Origin of the sequence: uncultured Candidatus Kuenenia sp., from assembly GCF_900696675.1 — a bacterium.
Classification (GTDB): Bacteria; Planctomycetota; Brocadiia; order Brocadiales; family Brocadiaceae; genus Kuenenia; species Kuenenia stuttgartiensis_A.
Genome location: NZ_CAADGZ010000202.1, coordinates 1 through 3,793, shown reverse-complemented (window position 1 = coordinate 3,793; position 3,793 = coordinate 1). Strand labels below are relative to the sequence as shown.

General features: G+C 36.3%; 6 protein-coding genes. All 6 read right to left on the bottom strand.

The annotated features are described in order from the left end of the window. Nucleotides 1–469: 469 nt before the first annotated feature. The gene (locus QZT26_RS16805) at nucleotides 470–739 is read right to left on the bottom strand and encodes a hypothetical protein (RefSeq protein WP_099325194.1); all 270 of its coding nucleotides are present in this window, start codon (nucleotides 737–739) and stop codon (nucleotides 470–472) included. After that, nucleotides 726–1,082, bottom strand: coding sequence for a hypothetical protein (locus QZT26_RS16800; RefSeq protein ID WP_099325193.1), 357 nt, complete (start codon nucleotides 1,080–1,082; stop codon nucleotides 726–728). Before QZT26_RS16800 ends, QZT26_RS16805 begins: the two co-directional genes overlap by 14 nt. A 100-nt stretch (nucleotides 1,083–1,182) precedes the next feature. Continuing rightward, a complete protein-coding gene (locus QZT26_RS16795) occupies nucleotides 1,183–2,577 on the bottom strand; it encodes a glycosyltransferase family 2 protein (protein WP_099325192.1) in 1,395 nt (464 codons plus the stop codon). 125 nt (nucleotides 2,578–2,702) lie between these two features. Beyond that, on the bottom strand, nucleotides 2,703–2,867 hold the full coding sequence (locus tag QZT26_RS16790) for a hypothetical protein (RefSeq protein WP_157820510.1): 165 nt from the start codon (nucleotides 2,865–2,867) through the stop codon (nucleotides 2,703–2,705). Then, nucleotides 2,854–3,198, bottom strand: a complete 345-nt coding sequence (locus tag QZT26_RS16785) for a DUF6516 family protein (protein ID WP_197705393.1) — start codon at nucleotides 3,196–3,198, stop codon at nucleotides 2,854–2,856. The genes QZT26_RS16790 and QZT26_RS16785 overlap by 14 nt, the downstream gene beginning before the upstream one ends. Next, entirely contained in the window at nucleotides 3,195–3,512 is a 318-nt protein-coding gene (locus tag QZT26_RS16780; protein WP_099325191.1) for a hypothetical protein, read from the bottom strand. Before QZT26_RS16780 ends, QZT26_RS16785 begins: the two co-directional genes overlap by 4 nt. Nucleotides 3,513–3,793: the final 281 nt, after the last annotated feature.

The following is a 3,793-nucleotide window of genomic DNA, read 5'->3' as shown; positions in this document are numbered from 1 at the left end:
ATAATTCCATCAACTTATTCATAAGTAGTGTCCTCCAAATTGTCTGATTACTATTTACGAGGATACTACTATACTTTATAATAAACTAAAAATCACCTTTTTGGTTGCGGCCAAAGGCCGCGCTAGGTCCTTTGTGGTTAAACTCTTTTTGGTTACGGCTTTGCTGCGCTATGTTGCAACGGGAGCATTCCCGATTTTTTGTAAAAATGCCATTAGCGGGGGAGGGGAAGAATAGTAACTCAAGTTTCCAGCTTGAGGGTAAAATACCACAAGCAGGATGTTTGTGGTACAATGTACAGTTAGTTAGCCAAAAATCTGAAATGCTCCTGTTCAAACCATATCCCTTGAAGCGTTGTTTTGCCCCAATCACACAAACGGTTACAAAAAATCGGGAATGCTCCTTGTCGCAACTGTCTTTCTATTTTAAACTCGGTTGTAATATAATTTAGATACTCATTCACCCATTTTATCAATCAATGATTCCCTTTTGTTTTAAAATGTTGATGTAATTGTTGTAATTCAATGAACAATCAATTAAGTCTTTGAAATCCTTTAAAGATAGTTTTAACTGCCCTCTAATCTTAGATACAATTTTATCGGGAATGTCCCCTTTCCCATGAGAGTAATGAACTCTTAATATCTTCTTCTCATTTACAGTCAACCACCCATAATTATGTCCCGTAGACCGCGTCTTCAATTCCAGTTTTTTGAATAACCTTTCTACTTCATTTTTCTTCACTTTTTACAATAACCTCCTCTAAGAAGGTTAACCATTTTTTAGGGAATTTACCTAAATTGTCTCTGTCCGCCTGTAAATCTTCATAGATATTGATTATTTCTTCACACAACCGATTAATTGCTTCAAATTCTGTATCAGCATAAGCAAATGCCTCTATATCATCTAAGGATGCTATAAAAATGTCCTTTTCCATTTCAATCGTAATATAAATAGGTTTTCTCAATATATATTTATAGTGTTTTAAAGTATTTAACGGAGTTATCTTAAAATGCCTTTCTATACTATTAATCAATTTTCGGGAAAGCATTTTATACTGTTCATCTGTCAATATATTTGTTTGCATTTTATCCTCTCCGGGTATTTTTAAAGAATATTATGAAATTAAACACAAAATATACAACGTATTTATTACACGTTATTGACCGATTATTTAATACGTTTAATCAAACCCGGTTAAGTCTGGACTTTAGTATACGTTCAACAAGCCGAACTGCCGCTTGGGGTGCAGTCTTCAGTTCTTCTAATAACACCTGTTGATTTTTCAATAATATATCTACTGCCTGTTTATTATCGTGCTGAATAGTTAATTCAGCAATGGCAGCACGTACTGCTTCCCGTGGGCGGTCAAGTGCAGACAGACACAAAGCACGGGTTAGATGCACTTTCGGCATGTTTGGATATTGATGTACCATGGTATCTAATTTAGATAGAGCGGTAACCATGTCGTCAGAATTAATAAGGTTAAAGGCATCCTTGAACATATCCTGAGCCGTAGTCCGTGGCCATTGTAGGTGTGTGGAGCGTTTTTGGATACGATCACTCACCTCTTGAATTTGTTGTTGCTCTTGTAGGTTTAACTCAGGGAGTCGGTAATCAAAATAGTCTTCCTTCAAGACCCATTTCAAAAGCGTCTTACTTTTTTGTACTGCCTCCTGATGGAAAAGAAACCCATCAACGTAAGCATTATGAATCCGCTTATAGATAATTTGTTTATATTGATCATAAGCAGGGACGTTTGGTAAGAATTGATCGAATATCTGGTAGTTAGGGATTTTTATATTTGACAGCCCTTTATTTTTTCTTATTTGTGTATATGAATCACAAACACCCTGATAAAAGAATCGTTTTTCAAAATAGGCTACGGTGAGTCTTTCCCGTGGAATGTGGTGATATACTTTTGCGCCAGGGGCGTAGACCGCCTTGAGTCCTTTTCCTTTCATTTTCAGGGCCAGCCCGGTTTCTCCATCGCCCTGAAAGTGTTGTAGGGATTTTGGTATATTATCCGGATGAAAACCCCCTAAATCAAAAAGCGTTTTCTTTCTTATTGCAAAATTCAATCCCCAGACAAATACGGGATCTATTTCCAATCTTTCTTTTCCCTTATTTAGTAGACTCAGTGAGCCGCATGTTAATTGATCATCTTTCCATGAATAATATTTCTCGACCCATTGGGGAGGGTCAACTTCATACATGGGAAGACTGGGACCTCCAACCATGTGAACTGACTCATCTTTGAGTTCCGCCATTATTGCCGATAACCACCCGTTGACCGCCTCAATATCATCATCGACAAAGACAAGTATTTCTCCCTTTGCTTCCGACATTCCTCGATGCCTGCCGGATAGGAGCCCTGGTTCTGGCTCATATATATATCTGATATTGTTTTTATTTAATAATGCAGCTCGTTCTGTTATCTCCCCTGTGTTGTCTGTTGAGCCGTTATCCACTACAATGATTTCATATTGAGAGGATGGAAAGTCTTGTTCTGCGAAAGATTGAATTGCGGAAGTTAGCCACTTTGAACGATTGCGTGTTGGTATTATTATTGATGCATTCATTACATTTTCCAGTCTTATTGGCTATTGAAGTGGGAAGCATTCCCGATTTTTTGTAATTCGACATTGTAACTATTTCCGTTTTTTTATCTTTGACTACCAGAGGGGAATTTAAATCGACCCTGTTCTCATTTTGGAAAAGCCTCGGTTCTGCAATCCGTAATAATGCAAATATTTTCGTATACCACTCTTTTAATATTTAATTTAATACGTATTTCCTGTTTTGCAGTACCACCGGCTTTATCATGGGTATCTATATGAGTAATTGATAATTTTTGATCAGTGTCCATCATTCAAAATCTCATAAATATGGTTCAAAATATCTTCCAGCGTTACTTCTTTTGAGGAAGATATGGAGGCCTTTTCATGTTTGTGATGTGGAAAAGTATCTATGTCTTTCCAGTGCATTGCATTGTCCCAGCGAATTATTAAATGACTATTTCTGTCTTGCCAGTGAAAAGAGTATTTGCGTCCGTGGGGAAAGGTATAATCCTTTATCAGAAGTCTTGAATCATCCATAAACGTAATTATTGCCTTAAAACGATACGCCAGTGGTTCGCTGTCCCAAACAAGGATTTCATATTTTTTAATAATATCTTTATATTTGTCGAGTATTTCCTTCATTCGCCTTTTATCTCATGGGCTTTTTTTTGCCAATATCTAAAATTTTCAAACGCAAATTCCCAATCCATCAAATCGTCTTCCCATTCAAAATTCTCTTCTTTTTCCATAGATTCGACTTTATGTTTGAATTCTTCGTATTTGCAATCATACTTTTTCTCAAAGAATGCGTTTTCTGCTTCATATTTATTAATTTTATTTAAAATAAGGTTTAAAGCATAGTTCTTTAAAAGCCCTATTGGAGAAACTTCCATCTCCGTATAAATATTTCTTAGCGTATCAGGTATTTCAAGTTTTTCTTTAATATCAGTACTCATTTTTATGTCCTCCTGAATTATTTCTTTCTATTTGCATATTCTTAACTGACGTTAACTATTCAGCATAATTTATCAAACCACCGTAACAGTTCACCCACTCCTAAATCCCCAAGAGGGGACTTTTTGTATTCCCCTCTTGGGAGGGGCTAGGGGTCATAAGCGCTAACTTGTTTTAGGTATGCTCGAAGTATTTTGATATCTGTGTTTTTCGGATTCTTGTATTTTCTGCTAAAGAACAAGCAATGTCATTCCAGCACTTAAGAACTTCCTGTAATGATAAC